The organism is Methylophilus sp. 'Pure River' (assembly GCF_046765995.1).
Classification (GTDB): domain Bacteria; phylum Pseudomonadota; class Gammaproteobacteria; order Burkholderiales; family Methylophilaceae; genus Methylophilus.
Map to the genome: position 1 here is coordinate 234,299 of NZ_JBKOUE010000005.1, position 17,434 is coordinate 251,732.

General features: G+C 51.5%; 19 protein-coding genes. 11 read left to right on the top strand and 8 right to left on the bottom strand.

Annotated features, from left to right (window positions below; all coding sequences use genetic code 11):
- Nucleotides 1–10 precede the first annotated feature (10 nt).
- Nucleotides 11–1,042: a vWA domain-containing protein gene (locus tag ACIDE9_RS07935; protein WP_194753398.1), complete on the top strand. Its 1,032-nt coding sequence runs from the start codon at nt 11–13 to the stop codon at nt 1,040–1,042.
- Nucleotides 1,043–1,064: 22 nt separating this feature from the next.
- On the opposite strand, the gene ACIDE9_RS07940 is transcribed toward ACIDE9_RS07935, so the two are convergent.
- Nucleotides 1,065–1,562 carry a hypothetical protein gene (locus ACIDE9_RS07940; protein ID WP_228519743.1) on the bottom strand — a complete coding sequence of 166 codons (498 nt, stop codon included), beginning with the start codon at nt 1,560–1,562 and terminating at the stop codon, nt 1,065–1,067.
- Nucleotides 1,563–1,619: 57 nt separating this feature from the next.
- Between ACIDE9_RS07940 and ACIDE9_RS07945 the strand changes: the two genes are divergently transcribed.
- A complete protein-coding gene (locus tag ACIDE9_RS07945) occupies nt 1,620–2,621 on the top strand; it encodes a YgfZ/GcvT domain-containing protein (protein WP_411994004.1) in 1,002 nt (333 codons plus the stop codon).
- Nucleotides 2,622–2,666: 45 nt separating this feature from the next.
- Here the strand turns inward: ACIDE9_RS07945 and ftsB are convergent, their stop codons facing one another.
- Genes ftsB through ACIDE9_RS07965 form a run of 4 tightly spaced genes read right to left on the bottom strand, consistent with a single transcriptional unit; the run spans nt 2,667 to nt 6,881 of the window.
- A complete protein-coding gene (ftsB, locus tag ACIDE9_RS07950; RefSeq protein ID WP_194753396.1) occupies nt 2,667–3,047 on the bottom strand; it encodes a cell division protein FtsB in 381 nt (126 codons plus the stop codon).
- 33 nt (nt 3,048–3,080) lie between these two features.
- Nucleotides 3,081–4,367, bottom strand: a complete 1,287-nt coding sequence (gene eno / locus ACIDE9_RS07955; RefSeq protein WP_411994005.1) for a phosphopyruvate hydratase — start codon at nt 4,365–4,367, stop codon at nt 3,081–3,083.
- A gap of 30 nt (nt 4,368–4,397) precedes the next feature.
- Nucleotides 4,398–5,237: a 3-deoxy-8-phosphooctulonate synthase gene (gene kdsA, locus ACIDE9_RS07960; RefSeq protein WP_411994006.1), complete on the bottom strand. Its 840-nt coding sequence runs from the start codon at nt 5,235–5,237 to the stop codon at nt 4,398–4,400.
- A gap of 9 nt (nt 5,238–5,246) precedes the next feature.
- Nucleotides 5,247–6,881: a CTP synthase gene (locus ACIDE9_RS07965; RefSeq protein ID WP_411994007.1), complete on the bottom strand. Its 1,635-nt coding sequence runs from the start codon at nt 6,879–6,881 to the stop codon at nt 5,247–5,249.
- Nucleotides 6,882–6,981: 100 nt separating this feature from the next.
- On the opposite strand from ACIDE9_RS07965, the gene ACIDE9_RS07970 reads away from it, so the two are divergent.
- Nucleotides 6,982–7,878 carry an NAD(P)H-hydrate dehydratase gene (locus ACIDE9_RS07970; RefSeq protein WP_411994008.1) on the top strand — a complete coding sequence of 299 codons (897 nt, stop codon included), beginning with the start codon at nt 6,982–6,984 and terminating at the stop codon, nt 7,876–7,878.
- A gap of 61 nt (nt 7,879–7,939) precedes the next feature.
- On the opposite strand, the gene ACIDE9_RS07975 is transcribed toward ACIDE9_RS07970, so the two are convergent.
- A complete protein-coding gene (locus tag ACIDE9_RS07975) occupies nt 7,940–8,140 on the bottom strand; it encodes a hypothetical protein (RefSeq protein WP_194753393.1) in 201 nt (66 codons plus the stop codon).
- Nucleotides 8,141–8,396: 256 nt separating this feature from the next.
- A complete protein-coding gene (smpB, locus tag ACIDE9_RS07980; protein WP_194741031.1) occupies nt 8,397–8,852 on the bottom strand; it encodes an SsrA-binding protein SmpB in 456 nt (151 codons plus the stop codon).
- Between the two features lie 92 nt (nt 8,853–8,944).
- Between smpB and ACIDE9_RS07985 the strand changes: the two genes are divergently transcribed.
- Both ACIDE9_RS07985 and ACIDE9_RS07990 read left to right on the top strand, forming a co-directional pair.
- A complete protein-coding gene (locus ACIDE9_RS07985) occupies nt 8,945–9,379 on the top strand; it encodes a type II toxin-antitoxin system RatA family toxin (RefSeq protein WP_194753392.1) in 435 nt (144 codons plus the stop codon).
- Between the two features lie 5 nt (nt 9,380–9,384).
- On the top strand, nt 9,385–9,708 hold the full coding sequence (locus ACIDE9_RS07990) for an RnfH family protein (protein ID WP_411994009.1): 324 nt from the start codon (nt 9,385–9,387) through the stop codon (nt 9,706–9,708).
- 14 nt (nt 9,709–9,722) lie between these two features.
- Here ACIDE9_RS07990 and ACIDE9_RS07995 read toward each other — a convergent pair whose 3' ends face one another.
- The gene (locus tag ACIDE9_RS07995) at nt 9,723–10,196 is read right to left on the bottom strand and encodes a DUF4124 domain-containing protein (RefSeq protein WP_411994010.1); all 474 of its coding nucleotides are present in this window, start codon (nt 10,194–10,196) and stop codon (nt 9,723–9,725) included.
- A 142-nt stretch (nt 10,197–10,338) separates the two neighbouring features.
- Between ACIDE9_RS07995 and guaB the strand changes: the two genes are divergently transcribed.
- The 6 genes from guaB to ACIDE9_RS08025 all read left to right on the top strand — a co-directional run bounded on the left by guaB (nt 10,339) and on the right by ACIDE9_RS08025 (nt 17,391).
- On the top strand, nt 10,339–11,799 hold the full coding sequence (gene guaB, locus ACIDE9_RS08000; RefSeq protein WP_194741027.1) for an IMP dehydrogenase: 1,461 nt from the start codon (nt 10,339–10,341) through the stop codon (nt 11,797–11,799).
- Between the two features lie 103 nt (nt 11,800–11,902).
- On the top strand, nt 11,903–13,510 hold the full coding sequence (gene guaA, locus ACIDE9_RS08005; RefSeq protein WP_411994011.1) for a glutamine-hydrolyzing GMP synthase: 1,608 nt from the start codon (nt 11,903–11,905) through the stop codon (nt 13,508–13,510).
- A gap of 44 nt (nt 13,511–13,554) precedes the next feature.
- Nucleotides 13,555–14,574 (top strand): tryptophan--tRNA ligase, encoded by a 1,020-nt coding sequence (gene trpS / locus ACIDE9_RS08010; RefSeq protein WP_411994012.1) that lies wholly within the window; start codon nt 13,555–13,557, stop codon nt 14,572–14,574.
- 17 nt (nt 14,575–14,591) lie between these two features.
- Complete coding sequence (locus ACIDE9_RS08015; RefSeq protein ID WP_411994013.1) at nt 14,592–15,089, top strand: GreA/GreB family elongation factor; 498 nt, start codon at nt 14,592–14,594, stop codon at nt 15,087–15,089.
- Nucleotides 15,090–15,101: 12 nt separating this feature from the next.
- A complete protein-coding gene (locus tag ACIDE9_RS08020; protein ID WP_194753386.1) occupies nt 15,102–15,704 on the top strand; it encodes a nitroreductase family protein in 603 nt (200 codons plus the stop codon).
- A gap of 91 nt (nt 15,705–15,795) precedes the next feature.
- Nucleotides 15,796–17,391, top strand: coding sequence for an ABC-F family ATPase (locus ACIDE9_RS08025; RefSeq protein ID WP_194753385.1), 1,596 nt, complete (start codon nt 15,796–15,798; stop codon nt 17,389–17,391).
- Nucleotides 17,392–17,434: the final 43 nt, after the last annotated feature.

Genomic DNA, 17,434 nt, shown 5'->3' on the forward strand with positions numbered 1-17,434 from the left:
CTGGCACCCCATGAAGATCTGGCTACGACACTTTATCAAACACCGTGACACCGCCCTGCTCGGACTGGCCCTGCTATTTTTGCTGATTGCTATCCTACGGCCCAGCATTCCGTTCAAACACAATATCTACGCCTATTTTTTGATTGCAGATATCTCGCAGAGCATGAACGCAGAAGACATGACCTTGCATGGCAAAAAAGTCACGCGCATGGCCTATATGCAGAATATGATGCACGAGGTCGTCGCCTCCCTGCCCTGCGGCACCAAGGTCAGTATCGGCATGTTCGCTGGCAACTCGGTGGCCGCCATGTACTCACCGATTGAAGTATGCAGCAACTTTGCGGCGATTCAGGACACGATTGCACACCTGGACTGGCGTATGGCCTGGTCGGGCAATAGCCGCGTGCGCGAGAGCCTGTTTGTGACGGCCAAAGTGGTACGCGCCATGCCAGAACCGGCACAAGTGCTGTATTTCACCGACGGTGAAGAAGCCCCTAAACTACATGCGTTTAACACCAAGAACCTGGAAGAATTCCAGGGCGGTGACGACTGGCTATTTGTCGGTATCGGCTCAGAAGAAGGCGTGGCCATTCCCAAACTCAGCCCAGAAAATCAGGTCATTGGTTACTGGTCTAACGAGAGCTTTGCCATGCAGCCAGGCATTGCCCAGATTTCTGAAAGCACCTTGGGCGTGCGCGATGACAACATTGCCTTTGGCGACAATGACCGGTTTATTTCAAAACTATCGACAGAATACCTGGAAAGCCTGACCAAAGAGATTGGTGCTAAATATATCAAAGGCGACAGTACTTACAACGTGCTACAAGCCATGAAGGCGCAGAAACCTGCTCGCCACGATATTGCCCCGCTGCCACTCAGCTGGCTGTTTGCCATCCTGGCTGGCCTGTGTGTGTTGGGCACCTATGCCAGCCGCCACCCATGGCGCCAAATCAAACAGAACCTGCATCTATACCGTAACCAGATCCGCTCAAAATTCTCGGTACGTGCGGAATCTGTCGCGCACGACAATCATTTTCAATAAATACCTTTAATCAATACGGCAATTACTCGCGTAGCCCCCACTTTAACCAGACACGTAAGGCCTGCAAAGCTTGCGTGTCTGCCTGGTCAGACAGAATCAACAAGCGTTTAGGCCGCAGCCAGCGCATCATTGGCGTTGAGGGCGTTTGCACCAACGTACTAGCATCAGCTTGCAGCGCCAAAGCCGAGATATGCAACACGATGCACGCCGGATGCACTACCGTGTCGGGCAAGACAATCAAAGACCAGATCTGGCCACGCTTGTCCGTCAACGTCATCTGCCCAAACACATCTACCCTTAATGACTGCACGCTCCATGGCCAACGCGTGGCGGGTAACTGCGTCCATTGCCAAACGCACGCCAGCAGATAAGCCAGCACGCCCAGCGCCGCCCATACTGGTGGCAGGCAATCAACCAGGCTGAACACCACCAGTATTGAAAACAGCCACCACCACCCCCATAAAAATTTAGAGGGTCTGAGACGCAGACCGATTTCACTTGATAGAATAGCTTTTTTCATCGCAATCATACGGGTGGCACATACAAGCATGTCCTGCCCCGGAAGGAACCCTTTTTTATGTCCAGTCCAGCAAACGCCTGGCAATCTTTTTTGATCTCACAAGGCGCAGCATTTAATGCTTTGGGCGAAGCCGCATTCCCGGCCACCAGCGCCAGTGCACAATTGTTTGACCTTTCCAGCCAGGGGCTGATTGCCATCAGTGGCGCAGACAGCCAGACCTTTTTGCAAGGGCAAGTGACTAACGATATTAAACTGCTAGCCCAAGGCGCGCAATTCAATGGTTACTGCACGCCCAAAGGCCGCTTACTGGCACTGTTCTTCAGTTTTATCATCGATGATGTCATTTATCTGCAATGCCCGCGTGACTTGATCCCGGATTTGGTCAAACGCCTGCGTATGTACGTGCTGCGCAGCAAAGTGCTGGTAGAAGACGCCAGTGAGCGACTCGTGGCTTTAGGCCTGGCCAGCGACACACTTGCAACAACCATGGAAGCGTTACCCGCCACGCCATACCGACAAGCACAGACGCCTTACGGCACCCTGATACGCCTGGCCGACACAGGCGTACAGCAACGCGCCCTGTTAATCGCCGCCAGCGAACAGGCACAAGCCAGCTGGCAAGCATTGTCGGCTACATTCACGCCAAGCAGCACCTCACAGTGGGAGGCATTGGAAATCCAGGCAGGCATTCCGCAAGTCTATGCCGCCACCAAAGAGCAGTTTGTACCGCAAATGGTCAATCTGGATGCACTTAATGGCATCAACTTCAAGAAAGGCTGCTATACCGGCCAGGAAATCGTGGCGCGCACGCACTACCTGGGCAAGGTTAAACGCCGCACACTGCTGGCACAACTCACTAGTGAACACGCGCCTCAGCCAGGCGATGTATTACAGGATGCGCAGCAACAGGAAGCCGGGCAACTGGTACGTGTCGCACCAGCGGCAGGCAATACCTGGTGGGTGTTGGCTGAATGCCGCCTGGAGGCTAAAGAGGCAGGCACGATCAGTTGGCAAGGCCAAGCCCTTACCTTTCAAGAATTACCTTATGTGCTGTCATAACGCCATAACCATCAGACAATAAAAAAGGCGCTGTAAGCGCCTTTTTTATTGTGCGTGCGGACTGGTTTCCGGTAACACTGGTTTAATTTCTACTGTTTTTGGTTCTGCAGGTTTAGCATCCAGCGGCGACGTCGGCTTGTTGCTTGCAGCTTGTTTATTCTGGATGACCTGGAAAAACACTTCATCCTGCTTGACCAGCCCCAGCTCGCTACGCGCGCGCTCTTCAATCGCTGACTGGCCCTGTTTCAGGTCGCGCACTTCTTCACGCAAAGTATCATTACGCTGACGGTAATATTCATTACGTTTTTCGTGCGCCTCGATCTGCTGCGAATACTGCCAGACGCGCAACCAGCTGCCCTTGCCCAGCCACAATGGATATTGCAGCAGGGCAATCAGGACCACCAATACGACCGTCAGTTTACGCACGTTGACCTATCAGTGACCTGAATGAGGTTGCGGTTATTTAAACAACTGGTAGAACGCGGACAAGCCAGCGTAGCTGGTTGCGTCACCCAACTCTTCTTCAATACGCAGCAACTGGTTGTACTTGGCTACGCGCTCGGAGCGGCACAGGGAACCGGTTTTGATCTGCAATGCATTGGTTGCCACGGAAATATCGGCAATCGTCGTATCTTCAGTTTCACCGGAACGGTGTGACACCACCGCCGTGTAGTTGGCACGCTTAGCCATCTCGATGGTCTGGAACGTCTCAGTCAAGGTACCGATCTGGTTCACTTTGATCAACACAGAGTTGGCCACGCCTTTCTGGATGCCTTCACGCAGGATTTTCGGATTGGTCACGAACAAGTCATCGCCGACCAACTGTGTGGTTTTACCTAAGCGTTGTGTCAGCAGATCCCAACCAGCCCAGTCAAACTCATCCATACCATCTTCAATGGTGATGATAGGATATTTGCCTGCCAGCGTCGCCAGATAGTCACAGAACTCTGCAGAAGTCAGCGCAGCGCCTTCTGATTCCAGGTGATATTTACCATCTTTAAAGAACTCGGTGCTGGCGCAATCCAGACCCAGGTAGATGTCTTTACCTGGCTCGTAACCGGCCGCTTCAATCGATTCCATGATCAATTGCAAGGCAGATTCGTTGGATGGCAGGTTAGGCGCAAAACCACCTTCATCCCCCACAGTCGTTGCCAGGCCTTTGGCATGCAAGGTTTTCTTCAAGGCATGAAATACCTCGGCACCTGCACGCAAGGCTTCACGGAACGTTGGCAAACCGGCTGGCACAATCATGAACTCCTGGATATCTACGGAGTTATCAGCGTGTGCACCACCGTTAATGATGTTCATCATCGGCGTTGGCAATTGCATGAAAGCAGAACCACCCAGGTAGCGATACAAAGGCAAACCGCTTTCTTCAGCCGCTGCACGGGCGCAGGCCATAGATACGCCCAAAATCGCGTTTGCGCCCAAACGGTCTTTATTGTCCGTGCCATCCAGCTCAATCAGGGTTTTGTCGATAAAGCTTTGCTCTTCAGCGTCCAGACCGATAATGGCTTCGGTAATTTCTGTGTTGACGTTTTCAATCGCATTTAACACGCCCTTACCCAGGTAACGGCTCTTGTCGCCATCACGCAGCTCTACGGCTTCTTTGGCACCGGTAGAAGCGCCTGAAGGCACTGCAGCACGGCCAATCACACCACTTTCCAGCAATACATCGACTTCAACGGTCGGGTTACCGCGTGAATCCATAATTTCGCGGGCGATAATATCTACAATAGCGCTCATGATTTATCCTTATCTTAAGATGTCAAAAAATTATAGGGTCTGTTCTGCGAAACCGGCTTTTTTCACCAGTTTGTCGAGGTCGACCAGCAGATGCAACAAATCTTCCATTTTGCCCAAGGGCCAGGCGTTTGGTCCGTCTGACAAGGCTTTGCTTGGGTCTGGATGCGTTTCCATAAAGACACCGGCAATGCCGCTTGCAACCGCTGCACGCGCCAACACTGGCACAAACTCTCGCTGACCACCACTCTTGTCGCCCTGCCCACCAGGTTGTTGTACCGAGTGTGTCGCATCAAATACTACCGGGCAATCGGTTTCACGCATAATGGCCAGGCCACGCATATCAGACACCAGGGTGTTATAGCCGAAAGAAGCCCCGCGCTCGCAGACCATAATGTTGTCGATACCGCCGTTGGCTTCTTTCGCCTTATTAACCACCTGTTTCATATCACCAGGCGCCAAAAACTGGCCTTTTTTGATATTCACCGGCTTGCCGGACTGGGCACAAGCCACAATAAAATCGGTCTGGCGGCACAAGAAGGCAGGCGTCTGCAGCACATCGACTACGGCTGCCACATGTGGCACCTGCTCTTCAGTATGCACATCAGTCAAAATCGGCACGCCAATCTGTGCTCGCACTTCGTCCAGAATCTTCAAGCCTTCATCCATACCAAACCCTCGAAAAGTTTTGGTGGAGCTACGGTTGGCTTTGTCATAAGAGGACTTATAAATAAATGGCACGCCAATACGCGCAGCCATTTCTTTTAACTGGCCAGCTGTATCAATCGCCATTTGTTTGGATTCGATGACACAAGGACCCGCGATCAAAAACAGCGGATGCTCCAGGCCAACGTCAAAACCACATAATTTCATCAGTATTCCTTACTTTTTGGACGCTTTTTGCGCCAAGGCTGCCTGCACATAGGCTTTAAATAATGGATGGCCGCTACGTGGATTAGAAGTGAACTCAGGGTGGAACTGGCAAGCCACAAACCATGGATGTTCTGTTTGCGGCAATTCAATCATTTCACACAGTTCCTCACGTGGCGTACGTGCAGAAATCACCAAACCTGCAGCTTTCAACTGATCCACGTAATGGTTGTTGACTTCATAACGGTGACGATGACGCTCATTCACTTCATTGCCATAAATGCTGGCCGCCAGGGTATTTGGCACGATAGGACAGCTCTGTGCGCCTAAACGCATGGTGCCACCGAGATCAGAATGCTCGTCACGTTTTTCAATCTTGCCAGAAGCATCCTGCCACTCATCAATCAGGCCAATGAGTTTGTGCTCTGCTTTCGGGTTGAACTCGGTACTGTTAGCATCTTTCAGACCAGCAACATTACGTGCATATTCAATCACAGCCAGTTGCATGCCCAGGCAAATCCCCAGATAAGGCACTTTGCTTTCACGTGCATAACGAATGGCAGCAATCTTGCCTTCGGTCCCGCGCACGCCAAAGCCACCAGGAATCAGAATCGCATCCATGCCATTCAGGCCATTGGTGCCATTCTTTTCAATATCTTCACTATCAATATAATGAATTTTGACTTTGGACTCGGTATGGATACCGGCATGGATCAAGGCTTCAGTCAGCGACTTGTAAGACTCAGTCAGGTCTACGTATTTACCGACAAAAGCGATATCGACGATTTCTTTCGGGTTGGCCTGCGCGTGCGTAATTTTTTGCCAGGCGGACAAATCGGCCGCCTTGGCCAGAATATTCAATTTATGACAGACGATTTCGTCCATCATTTGCTCATGCAGCAAGCCTGGAATCTTGTAAATAGAATCGCTATCAATCGCGCTAATCACAGCCTCAAAAGGCACGTTGGTGAACAAGGCAATCTTGCGCTTTTCATCTTCAGGGATTTCACGCTCGGCACGACACAACAGGATGTCTGGCTGAATACCAATCTCGCGCAATTCTTTCACTGAGTGCTGTGTCGGCTTGGTTTTCAATTCGCCAGCGGTCGGAATCCAGGGCAACAGGGTCAGGTGCACATAACAGGCGTTGTTTCGGCCTTCTTCAAAGCCCATCTGGCGGATGGCTTCCAAAAACGGTAAAGATTCAATATCGCCTACCGTGCCACCGACTTCAACAATCGCTACATCTGCGCCTTCGGCACCACGTTTGACGTGTGCCTTGATTTCATCGGTAATGTGCGGAATCACCTGCACGGTTTTGCCCAAATATTCACCGCGACGCTCTTTTTTAATCACGGTTTCGTAAATCTGGCCCGTCGTAAAGTTATTGCGCTTGGACATCTTGCTACTGATAAAGCGCTCATAATGGCCAAGATCGAGGTCGGTTTCTGCACCATCATCGGTCACGAACACTTCGCCGTGCTGGAATGGCGACATGGTGCCTGGGTCAACGTTAATATAGGGATCGAGTTTCAACATGGTGACTTTAATGCCACGGGACTCGAGAATCGCGCCAAGACTGGCGGCTGCGATACCTTTTCCAAGAGAAGAAACAACACCGCCGGTTACGAATACATATTTGGTCATGGATAAGGTACTTAGAGATTGTTACAGACGGGAGAACATTTTACCGTAAAGCCCTCTCGCCGACAATGAAGGCAAACGATAAATCCTGCGCAGATTCGCCATGATGCTCGCTCAGGCATACAATAAGCAAATGCACAATCACGCCATCAACCAGCCAAAATACTGGCAACACCTATTACCCAAGCTAGGCCCATCCAGCCATAAATACAATCGCGGTTATGCTTTTATCTATGGCGGCTACCCGATCACGGGCGCTGCCAGGCTCGCCGCGCTGGCAGCGGCACGTGTAGGCGCAGGTATCACTGCCATCGCCGTGCCCGAGATTGCCTTTCATGTTTATGCCAGCCAGTTACTGAGCATCATGGTCAAGCCATATGGCGATGACACAGGAATAGACCAACTGATTGCCGACCCTCGCATTAATGCTTACCTGATTGGGCCTGGCGCCGGCCTGAATCAGCAAACCCAAACGAACACCTTGCGCATGCTGCAAACCGGTAAACCCGTGGTGATTGATGCAGATGCGCTGACTATATTTGCTGGCGAGGCCGAATCTCTCAGCCGCGCGATCACGAGCACTTGCGTACTCACGCCTCATGCAGGTGAATTTGCCAGGCTGACAGGCACAGAAGTCGCCTCGCCACTCTCACTTAGAATCTCACAAGCGCAGCAGGCAGCGCAGACGTTTAATGCCACCCTATTGTTAAAAGGCGCAATCTCCATTATCGCTGCGCCAGATGGTCGCGTCCTGCTCAATGACAATGCGCCGCCCACGTTGGCAACGGCGGGTGCAGGCGATGTCTTAGCCGGGTTGATTACGGGATTATTAGCGCAAGGCCTGCCAGCGTTTGAAGCCACTGCAGCAGCGAGCTGGATGCATGGCAGAGCCGCCGCAACATTTGGCCCAGGCCTCATTGCAGATGACCTGCCTGCCATGATCCCTGCCATATTACAGGCGCTTGAATCCCCTGCCCCTGGACTCCGCCTTAATCAATAGAGTAGCCAAAAAAAAGCGCCATTGCACGATGTGCCATGGCGCTTTTTCTAACAGCTTAAATTTAGAATGGACGTGGTGTCGCAATACCCAATGCTTCATTCAAGCCCAATGCCAGGTTAGTACCGGCAACCGCGATAATGTAACCAGCGCCAGTCAGGATCGTAGCGATGCCACCTACCAGGCCCAGAGATGTTGGAAACTCAGGAATAATGGAAAAACCACCAGAAACCACTTCTACTTCAGTCATTGTTAATTCACGCATAACTTCTTCCTTATTTAATATTGTTAATCAAAATAGTTGGGCCTTAAACAAGTGAATCTCCTCCACTCAAAACGGCACCAACCGACTTAAGATTAACACAATTTAATTACATTAAAACAACTTATATTAATAAAAATTAACAATTAGGATTGCGCAAGAAAGACCATTCATGGATACGAACTGAGAACAAACACAAAGAGATTGAAAATAAAAACGCACCATGAATATGGTGCGAGTCATAAGGAATAAGCTGGATTTAACGACTGCGCTGCTTGTTTTTTAACAGCTGGTTTTGCTCACGCTTCCAGTCACGCTCTTTTTCAGTATCGCGCTTGTCGTGTTGCTTTTTACCTTTTGCCAGGCCAATCTGGATTTTGATACGGCCACGTGTAAAGTGCATATCCAGCGGTACAATGGTGTAGCCCGCGCGCTCGACTTTACCAATCAGCTTGTCAATTTCCTCGCGGTGTAACAACAGTTTACGCGTACGGATCGCATCAGGACGGATATGGGTGGAGGCAGCGCCCAGCGGCGTAATATGGCAGCCGATCAGGTATAACTCGCCGCGCATGACCACCACGTAAGCCTCTTTGAGGTTGGTGCGGTTATCGCGTATGGCTTTGACTTCCCAGCCCTCAAGCACAAGGCCGGCTTCGTACTTCTCTTCGATAAAGTAGTCAAAAAACGCTTTTTTGTTTTGCGCGATGCTCATAACGCTGGTGTGCAGACTTAAATCACTTAAAATAGCATTTTAACTCAAAACCCAATTCCGTTCCGGAACCATCGCTGAAATGGCTTAACACAATGGCGCAAGTAGAAAAAACCGTTTTAGTCATGCACTCCTGTGCAGCCATGTTTCAACTGGTTGATGCCGTGGAAGACTATCCACAATTCCTGCCCTGGTGTGGCGGTAGCGAGCTCACCGAGCGCACAGAAGTGGCGACGCAAGCGACGATACATATTAACTATCACGGGATTCAGCAGCACTTCACGACGCGCAACCACAAACAGTTCCCGCACCGCATGGACATTACCTTGGTCGATGGCCCGTTCAAGCAACTGGCCGGGCATTGGCATTTTATCCCCCTGCGCGAAGATGCCTGCAAAATTGAGTTCAAACTGGAGTACGTGTTTGCAAATGGCCTGGTCGAACGCATTATTGCACCGGTGTTTAGCCATATTGCCAATACCTTTGTAGATAGCTTTGTCAAACAGGCGGACAAGCTGCATTTGAAGTAGTCCCAATGCCAAACAGACAACGCGAGAGCATCACCGTAGAAGTGGCCTATGCCTTACCACAGGCGCAAAGTATTCTTACATTAACTGTCAGCGCAGGCACCACCGCGCTAGAGGCTGTTATCCAATCAGGCATTGCTCAGCAATATCCTGACATTTCGCTGGATCACCTGGCACTGGGGATTTTTGGCAAGAAGGTAGAAGCCGGGACGGTATTAAAAGCCATGGACCGGGTAGAAATTTACCGGCCACTGCTGGCCAATCCTAAAGAGGCGCGCAGACAACGCGCAGCTGCCAAAGATGGGAAGCAAACGCGGCTCAGAGACGTATAAATGAGCACTTTTGGTTACTCTCCCAGACAATTTTCGTCAATTTCCTGTTGCGCCCTCGCCATGCCCTCTCGAATCTGATCATCCGTCAGATATTCTTTTTGACCATTTTCATTGACATTTTGCATGCGACCGCCAACGGCATAGTTACGGTAGTTGGACCTTGCGGCAGCACAGTTTTGCGCTTTTAAACGCTCCTGCATGGCCTTCAAGGCCTCAGCCTCTGCGGAGGGCGCAGGCTCACGATTCTCTACAGGTTTCTTATTCGCAGACGCGGCTTCCTCGCGCTGGTAGGCGTCTGAGCGCGTGAGTGGTACATCATTAGGCACCGTGGCGGCCTTGATTTTTTGCGTACTATTGCCCCCTGCCTGTGGTGGCACGTCCGAATAATTCATCACGCCTTTTTCATCGCGCCACTTATAAATTTCGGCGCTTGCCTGCATAGACCACAACAAGCATCCCGCCAAAATCACTTTCAAAATAATCTTCATCGCCCACACCCTGCTCTTAATTAAAAAAACATCCATGCACAAACCATGCCAAACACAGCCAGCGTCGTAGCAAGTAATGCAAAACGCTTTGTCAAGGCAAAACGAAATCGGTATAATTATATTTTGGAGATAAGGAATTCACATGCGTTTGTTGCAACAAGCCCTGACCTTTGATGACGTTTTACTCGTTCCAGCCCATTCGAATGTCATGCCTCGCGAGGTCAACCTCAGTACCAAGCTGACCAAAAGCATCACTTTAAATATCCCACTGTTATCTGCTGCAATGGACACTGTCACTGAAGCACGCATGGCGATTGCTTTGGCACAATTGGGCGGCATGGGCATTATTCACAAGAACATGACGGTTGAGATGCAGGCTTCCCGCGTCTCCCGCGTAAAACGTTTCGAATCTGGCGTCGTCATTGACCCGGTCACCATCCACCCCGCCATGAGCGTGCGCGAAGTGATGGACATCACCAAACAACAAAAAATCTCCGGCCTGCCAGTCTTGCAAGATGGCAAAGTCGTCGGCATTGTCACCAACCGTGACCTGCGTTTTGAAACCAACCTCGATCAAGCCGTCAGCAATGTCATGACACCGCAAGATCGCCTGGTCACGGTGCGTGAAGGCGCCAGCCGTGAAGAAATCATGGGCCTGCTGCACAAGCACCGCCTGGAACGCCTGCTGGTCGTCGGCCAAAACTACGAACTCAAAGGCCTGATCACGGTAAAAGACATTCAAAAATCGCACGATCACCCATTAGCCTGTAAAGATGAAAAAGGCCGTTTGCGTGTGGCTGCAGCGGTGGGCGTGGGCGAAGGCACTGACGAGCGTATTGATGCGTTGGTTGAAGCTGGCGTAGACGCCATTGTCGTCGACACGGCACATGGCCACTCACAAGGCGTACTGGACCGCGTGCAATGGGCGAAAACCAAATATCCAAAACTGCAAGTCATTGGTGGCAACATTGCCACGGCTGAAGCTGCACTGGCCCTGGTAGACCACGGTGCTGACTGCGTGAAAGTCGGCATTGGCCCGGGCTCTATCTGCACCACCCGTATCGTCGCTGGTGTTGGTGTGCCGCAAATTACAGCTATCAGCAATGTGGCCAAAGCGCTGGAAAAATCCGGTGTGCCGTTTATTGCAGACGGCGGTATCCGTTTCTCGGGTGATATTTCTAAAGCGATTGCAGCTGGTGCCTACAGCGTAATGCTGGGCGGCATGTTTGCTGGTACTGAAGAAGCGCCTGGCGAAGTCGAACTGTTCCAGGGCCGTTCATACAAATCCTATCGTGGCATGGGTTCTATCGGCGCCATGCAAAAAGGCTCGTCTGACCGCTACTTCCAGGATAACACCGCCAATGCTGACAAACTGGTACCAGAAGGCATTGAAGGCCGCGTACCTTACAAAGGCAGCGTGCTGGCCGTGGTCCACCAATTGATGGGTGGTTTGCGTGCTTCCATGGGCTATGTTGGTTGTGCCACCATTGAAGATATGCGCAATAAAGCCGAGTTTGTACAAATCACCAGTGCCGGTATGCGCGAATCGCACGTACATGATGTACAGATTACTAAAGAAGCTCCTAACTATCGCGTAGATTAAGCTTTACTGACCATTATTAAACCAAGCCACAGAGGACACAGATGTCACGGAGAAAAGTTTCTCTTAGACGCTGTGTCCTCTGTGCACTCTGTGGCTAAAAAAAATGTCTCACTCAAAAATCCTCATTCTAGATTTCGGTTCACAAGTGACCCAACTCATCGCCCGTCGCGTACGCGAAGCGCATGTATATTGTGAAATCCACCCTTGCGACGTATCTGACGACTTCGTCAAAAACTTTGGCGCAGACGGCATTATCCTCAGCGGCAGCCATGCCAGCGTTTATGAAGAAGAAACCGACAAAGCACCGCAAGCCGTGTTTGAACTGGGCGTACCAGTCATGGGCATTTGCTACGGCATGCAAACCATGGCACAACAACTGGGCGGCAAGGTAGAAGCCGGTGCCAAGCGTGAGTTTGGCTATGCCCAGGTGCGCGCACGCGGCCACTCTGCCCTATTCCGCGACATCCAGGATGCCACCAACGCTGAAGGCCACGGCCTGATTGACGTCTGGATGAGCCACGGTGACAAAGTGACCGAGCTGCCAGCAGGCTTTAAAGTCATCGCCAGCAACGACACCACGCCGATTGCTGCCATGGCCGATGAAGACCGCAGATTCTACGCCGTGCAGTTCCACCCTGAAGTCACACACACCAAGCAAGGCCAGGCCATGCTGGAGCGCTTTGTATTGGATATCTGTGCGGCAAAGCCAGACTGGATCATGGGTGACTACATCAGCGAAGCCGTAGCCAAGATCAAAGCCCAGGTCGGCGATGAAGAAGTCATTTTAGGTTTATCCGGTGGCGTTGACTCTTCCGTCGCCGCTGCATTGATCCACCGCGCCATTGGCGACCAGCTGACCTGTGTGTTTGTAGACCACGGCCTGTTACGCCTGAATGAAGGCGATATGGTGATGGAAATGTTCGCTGGCCGCCTGCATGCCAATGTGATCCGCGTTGACGCTACTGAGCAATTTATGGGTAAACTGGCTGGCGTCAGTGACCCGGAAGCCAAACGTAAAATCATCGGTGCCGAGTTTGTGGAGGTATTTAAAGCTGAAGCGGCCAAACTCAAAGCCAGCGGCGCTGGCCACAAAGGCGCGACTTTCCTGGCGCAAGGCACGATTTACCCGGATGTGATTGAATCCGGTGGCGCTAAGTCTAAAAAAGCCGTCACCATCAAGAGCCACCACAACGTCGGCGGCTTGCCTGAACAATTAGGCCTTAAATTGCTGGAGCCATTGCGCGACCTGTTCAAGGACGAAGTACGCGAACTCGGTGTTGCACTCGGCTTGCCACGCGACATGGTCTATCGCCACCCGTTCCCAGGCCCAGGCCTGGGTGTACGTATTCTAGGTGAAGTGAAAAGCGAATTTGCCTTATTGTTGCAACGCGCAGATGCTATCTTTATTGAAGAGCTACGCAACACCGTAGACGCTGCCACAGGTAAAACCTGGTACGACCTCACCAGCCAGGCATTTACCGTGTTCTTGCCGGTGAAGTCAGTCGGCGTGATGGGCGATGGCCGCACTTATGACTATGTGGTTGCATTGCGCGCCGTCGTCACCAGCGACTTTATGACCGCGCACTGGGCAGAACTGCCATACAGCTTGCTAGGCAAAGTCTCCAACCGCATCATTAACGAAGTGCGCGGCATTAACCGCGTGGTGTACGACATTTCTGGCAAACCGCCTGCCACCATCGAGTGGGAATAACCTTCATTCACTAACCAATCTCAGACCGATTAGAGCACAATACGATGAGCACACAATCCATTATCCTCACTGGCGACCGCCCAACTGGCCCGTTACACCTGGGGCATTTTGTTGGCAGCTTGCGCAACCGCGTCAAATATCAGCATGAATACAAGCAATATGTGATGCTGGCCGACGCACAGGCGCTGACCGATAATATGGATGATATTGATAAAGTGCATCGCAATGTGGTGGAAGTCGCGCTGGATTACCTGGCCGTCGGAATAGATCCTAAACTGTCCACCATTTTTATCCAGTCACAAGTGCCTGAACTGACTGAACTGGCGTTTTATTACCTCAACTTAGTCACAGTGGCGCGCCTGGAGCGTAACCCGACTGTGAAAGAAGAAATTCGCCTGCGTGATTTTGAACGTGATATTCCGGCGGGTTTCCTCACCTACCCGGTCAGCCAGGCAGCTGACATTACGGCGTTTAAAGCGACGCTGGTGCCGGTGGGTGAAGACCAGATCCCGATGATTGAACAAACCAACGAGATCGTACGCCGCTTTAACCGCACCTATAAGAATGCCAGCACCAAACAAGAGATTCTGGTTGAAACCAAAGCGCTGGTGCCAGAGCTTGGCCGCCTGCCAGGTATTGATGGCAAGGCCAAAATGAGCAAATCACTGGGTAACGTGATTAACTTGGGCGCGACGGCTGACGAAGTGACTAAGGCAGTGAAGCGCGTTTACACCGATCCGCTGCATTTGAAGATTGAAGACCCAGGCCATGTTGAAGGCAATATCGCTTTCACCTACCTGGATGCGTTTGATACTGACAAAGCGGCTATCGCTGAGCTTAAAGCCCATTACACACGCGGCGGCATGGCAGACAGCATCGTTAAAAAGCGCCTGGAAGCTGTATTGCAAGAGATGCTGGAGCCGATCCGTACGCGTCGTGCCGAGCTGGCGAACGACAAAGGCTATATTCTGCAATTGCTGCGTGAAGGCACTGAACAGGCGCGTGAAGTGGCAGCAAACACCATGAGTGAAGTGCGTGCCGCGCTGGGCCTCACCTACTTTTAAGCAATTAAGCACTGAGCATGAGTCGCGGTTTTGTTAAAGAAGATGATCTGGAGCTAGCGGGAACTGACTTACCGGAACGCCCGCTGAGCCCACATGCGAACTATGTGACACCAGACGGCTTGCAGCAATTACAGCAAACCGTCAGAACGCTGGAAACTGCACGCAGCCAGTACGTTGCGCGTAAAGAAGACCCAAGCGCGCAGCAAAAGCTGGCTGAGATTGACCGCGACCTGCGCTACTTTGTCGCCAGGCTGGACTCTGCGCAATTGGTGGATCCGGCACAGCAGCCGCAGCACACCGTATTATTTGGTGCCAAAGTGCAGGTAGAAGACGAAACCGGTGAACAATCTGTGTTCCAGATTGTTGGCGAAGATGAAGCAGATATTGCGCAGCAAAAAGTCAGCTATGTTTCACCGGTGGCGAAAGCCCTGCTCGGCCGCAAAGCCGGTGATAGTACAGTCTGGCAGCGCCCGGCTGGCCCTTTGCAGCTGGATATTTTAACTATTGAGTATTGATTAACACACAACATGAACGTATCACAAGCCATACAGGAACGCCGCTCGATCAAAGCTTACGATCCTGCCCACCGCATGACAGAAGCAGAAATCCAGCAGCTGTTCTCGCTGGCCATGTTATCGCCGACCGCTTTCAATATTCAGCACTGGCGCTTTGTGGTGGTCACGGATCCGGTGTTACGCCATCAAATCCGCGCGGTGAGCTGGAACCAGGCACAAGTCACCGATGCCTCATTGCTGGTCGTAATTACGGTGGATTTGAAAGCCTGGGAAAAAGACCCGGCGCGCTACTGGGTCAATGCACCGCAACAAGTGAGCGACTACCTGGTGAAGGCGATTCACGATTATTACACCGATCACGCCCAAGCTGAGCGTGATGAAGGCATGCGCTCGGGTGGCATGGCCGCCATGACGCTGATGCTGGCAGCCAAGGAAATGGGCTATGACACCTGCCCGATGGATGGCTTTGATTTTGACGCTGTGGCCAAGCTGATCAACCTGCCTGCCGACCATGTACCAGTGATGTTTGTCGTCGTCGGCAAAGCGATGGAAGAAGCCAAAGCACGTGGTGGCCAGTTGCCTATGGATGAAGTTGTCATCTACAACACCTTTTAAACCACCGGCACGCCGCAGTTTGCGCGCCCTGTATTTTTGAAGCATTTATTTATCCGCATTCAACCGCGGCAAAACTTTTTGAAAGTTGTTCATGTTAATTGCAAACAATATCACCATGCAGTTTGGCTCCAAACCACTGTTTGAAAATGTCTCTGTCAAATTTGGCGACGGCAACCGTTATGGCCTGATTGGCGCCAATGGTTGTGGTAAATCCACCTTTATGAAGATTCTGGCCGGTGTGCTTGAGCCAACCAGTGGCAACGTCAGCCTGGACCCCAATGAGCGCATGGCGTTCTTGAAACAGGATCAATTCGCCTACGAAGACCAGCGCGTGCTGGACGTAGTGATGATGGGCCACGAACAAATGTGGAAGGCCATGCAGGAACGTGATGCGATTTACGCCAACCTCGAGGCGACCGAAGACGACTATATGCGCGCAGCAGAGCTGGAAGGCGTGTTTGCCGAATATGACGGCTATACCGCCGAAGCGCGTGCGGGCGAGTTGCTATTGGGCGTAGGTATTCCTTTAGAGCAACATACCGGCCCGATGAGCGCAGTGGCGCCTGGCTGGAAACTGCGTGTACTGCTGGTACAAGCGCTGTTCGCTAATCCAGACGTATTACTGCTGGATGAACCGACCAACAACCTGGATATCAACACCATCCGTTGGCTGGAAGACGTGGTCAATAATCGTGACTGCACCATGGTGATTATTTCGCACGATCGTCACTTCCTGAACCAGGTATGTACGCATACCTGCGATATGGATTACGGCAAAATCACTTCATACCCAGGCAACTATGATGATTACATGGAAGCCAGCATTGCCGCACGTAACCAGCAAGCCAAAGACAATGCCAAGGCCAAACAGCAAATTGCCGACTTGCAGGACTTTGTACGCCGCTTCTCTGCCAACGCCTCTAAGGCCAAGCAAGCGACCAGCCGTGCCAAGCAGATTGATAAAATCAAGGTGGAAGAATTCAAACCTTCCAGCCGCCAATATCCGTTTATCCGCTTTGAATTTGACGACAGGGAAAAGCTGCACCGCAATGCAGTGGAACTGAAAAAACTCAGCCATGGCTTTGACAAGACTTTGTTTAATGACGTAGAACTGATGTTTGAAGCCGGGGAAAAAGTCGCCATCATTGGTGAAAACGGTATCGGTAAAACCACCTTTCTGCGCTGTTTAGCTGGTGATCTCGCGCCCAAACACGGTGAAGTCAAATGGGCAGAAAAAGCCAAGCTGGGCTATTTTGCGCAAGACCATGAATACGAATTTGAAAAAGGCGAAGACCTGTTTGAGTGGATGACTGCACAGCGTCAGCAAGGCGATGATGACAACACCGTACGCAGTATGCTCGGCCGCTTGCTGTTTCCGACCGAAGCCACCAGAAAATCCGTCAAGGTCCTCTCCGGTGGTGAAAAAGGCCGCATGCTGTATGGCAAGCTGATGCTGGCAAAAACCAATGTATTACTCATGGACGAACCAACCAACCACATGGACATGGAATCTATCGAAGCGCTGAACACCGCGCTGGATAAATACAAAGGTACCTTATTCTTTGTCAGCCATGACCGTGAATTCGTGAGCTCGATTGCCACCCGCATTATCGAAATCAAAGCCGATGGCATTGTCGACTTTACCGGCAACTACGAGGATTACCTCGCCAGCCAAGGCATTGAATAAACGGATACACTCCGTTACATAGCCAGTTTCACCAGACAAACAC